The sequence below is a fragment of the Pedobacter sp. genome (assembly GCF_045628745.1).
GTDB lineage: Bacteria > Bacteroidota > Bacteroidia > Sphingobacteriales > Sphingobacteriaceae > Pedobacter.
In genome coordinates this window covers 1-2,094 of sequence record NZ_JAZQPU010000209.1, presented here as the reverse complement: position 1 = coordinate 2,094, position 2,094 = coordinate 1, and the positions used below count along the sequence as shown (strand labels likewise).

The 2,094-nt window shown below is 40.9% G+C and carries 1 protein-coding gene and 1 pseudogene; one reads left to right on the top strand and one right to left on the bottom strand.

The features are described from left to right. The coding region (locus ACR2F7_RS07990) for a DEAD/DEAH box helicase (protein WP_432713056.1) at positions 1-1,807 on the top strand (1,807 nt) is incomplete at its 5' end. A 13-nt stretch (positions 1,808-1,820) separates the two neighbouring features. On the opposite strand, the pseudogene ACR2F7_RS07985 reads toward ACR2F7_RS07990, so the two are convergent. Then, positions 1,821-2,094, bottom strand: a pseudogene (locus tag ACR2F7_RS07985) (hypothetical protein); the annotation flags it as partial.

Below are 2,094 nucleotides of genomic sequence, written 5' to 3'. Positions count from 1 at the left end.
TATTCAGGAACAAAGTATTCCTGTACTGTTAGAGGGCGTTAATGATTTTGTTGGTTTGGCCCAAACAGGTACAGGAAAAACAGCCGCATTTGGCTTGCCGCTGTTAGAATTGATAGACTTTAAAAGCAATAAGCCTCAGGCGTTGATTTTATGCCCTACGAGAGAGCTTTGCCTACAGATTACGAGCGACATCAAGAATTTCTCAAAAAACATCTCAGGTGCTAATGTTGTTGCCGTTTACGGTGGTGCAAACATCATGCAGCAATTACGTGAGATCAGAATCGGTGTACAGATAGTTGTTGCTACACCAGGTCGTATGTTAGACATTATTGGCCGTAAAGCTATAGATTTCTCAAATGTGAAATATGTAGTTTTAGACGAGGCTGATGAAATGTTAAACATGGGCTTCCAGGAAGACATTAACGATATTTTGTCTACTACACCAGATGATAAAAAAACTTGGTTATTCTCTGCAACTATGCCTCCTGAGGTTAGAAGAATAGCTAAAAACTACATGGACAACCCTATTGAGTTGACTATGGGTACTAAAAATGCAGGTAACGTTAATATTGAACACGAATATTACATTGTTAAAGCAAGAGATAAATATGCAGCACTTAAACGTATTGTAGATTTTAACCCTGAAATTTTTGCCGTTGTATTTTGTAAAACCAAAATGGATACGCAAGATGTAGCAGAACATTTAATCAAAGATGGTTACAATGCTGATGCTTTACATGGTGACCTTTCTCAACAACAACGTGATAAAGTAATGCAACGTTTCCGCGACAGACACATGCAATTATTAATTGCTACTGATGTTGCTGCACGTGGTATTGACGTAAACAACGTTACGCACGTTATCAATTACTCTTTACCTGATGAAATTGAAAGTTATACCCACCGTAGTGGCCGTACTGGTCGTGCAGGTAAAACAGGTATTTCAATCTGTATCATCAACGCTAAAGAAACTGGTAAAATCCGTCAGATTGAAAGAATCATTGGTAAACAGTTTACAAAAGCTGAATTGCCTACAGGTTTTGATGTTTGTGAAAAACAATGGTTCTCTTTAGTTCATAAGGTAAACAATGTTGAAGTTAACGAAGCACAAATCGAACAATACATCCCTAGGATTATGGACGAGTTTGCTGAATTATCTAAAGAAGAAGTAATCAAACGTTTTGCATCTTTAGAGTTTAACCGCTTTTTAGAATACTACAAAAATGCGCCTGATCTTAATGCTTCTGCAGATGATCGTAGCGAACGTGGTGAGCGTGGTGAACGTGGCGAACGCGGATCTAGAAATAGTGAAGGTTACACTCGTTTGTTTATCAACTTAGGTTCGGTAGATGAATTTACCAGAGGTGATTTATTATCTTTCGTATGTAACAACGGTAAAATCAGCGGTAAAAGCGTTGGTAAAATTGACCTTAAAGGTGTTTATTCATTCTTCGAAGTGGAAGACGCTAGTGTTGATGCTTTATTCAGCAACTTCAAAGAGGTTCAGTTTAACAACCGTGGCGTAAGGATTGAGAAATCTGGCGATGCTCCTGAAAGCAGCAGACGTGAAGGTGGAAGCGACAGAAAACGTAGTTTTGGTGGCGGTGGTGAAAGAAGAAGCTATAGCGGTGGTGGAAACCGTCGTGAAGGTGGAAGCGGAAGCGGTGCTGGCAGACGTGAAGGTGGCAACAGTGGTGGTGGATTCAAGGACTTCTCTGGTAGAAGTCGTGAGGACAGAGGCACTAGTGGCGCTGGAAGACGTGAAGGTGGAAATAGTGGTGGTGGCGATAGAAGACGCAGGGCTTAATTAACACCCAACCTTAATATAAAGTACTGGTTACGATCACCACCCATAAGCCTACTGGAACCTGAGGTCTTGCAGGTGTGCCATTTCCAGTGCTGGTTTGAATGTCCACAGTTATAGATCCTTCTCTTGCAGAGTAGCTATACGACTGACCGTCAAATACAAAGGGTAATTGTCTGTATTCGTTGATGCCATTGTCTGGATAGATATACACCATTAACCCATCATTAGTGAAGGTCTCCGCATTAAGTTCTGGCAGGCTAATGGTTGTAGTTAGCCTGGTTCCGCCT